General features: G+C 60.4%; 1 protein-coding gene. It reads right to left on the reverse strand.

Features of this window, described 5'->3' with window-relative positions; genetic code table 11:
• Positions 1-198 precede the first annotated feature (198 nt).
• Positions 199-396, reverse strand: a 198-nt coding sequence (locus CWO89_RS47465; RefSeq protein WP_207234742.1) for a hypothetical protein, incomplete at its 5' end; no start/stop codon positions are given.

The following is a 396-nucleotide window of genomic DNA, read 5'->3' on the forward strand; positions in this document are numbered from 1 at the left end:
GGCTTTCTTGCCACCGTCATCTCTCGCGCGAACTTGTTCGCGCGAAAAACTTAGCGCCAGCGTCGGGGCGCCAGGACCACTCGACTTCGCCGTCCGCTGATGTCACGCTCGTCAGTCGCGACACCCTCGTCCACCGCATCTCACCGCAACGTTCGTGACGATCGCGACCCGCCCCTCGTTCGGGTGAGACGCGCGGAGTTAAATCACTGATTTGCCCGACGGGTTAAGCGATTTATTTTTGCGCGAAGCACTGGACAGACTTTTGGTGATTTGCCCGTCGGGTTGATTTGTCGCAGCTCGCGCCTCAACACACGCTGTCATTCCGGGGCGTCCGAAGGACGAGCCCGGAATCCATTTCACCGCTTGCGACCGCGGATGAATGGATTCCGGGCTCGC

It is taken from the genome of Bradyrhizobium sp. Leo170, from assembly GCF_004296405.1.
In the GTDB taxonomy this organism is placed as follows: Bacteria; Pseudomonadota; Alphaproteobacteria; order Rhizobiales; family Xanthobacteraceae; genus Bradyrhizobium.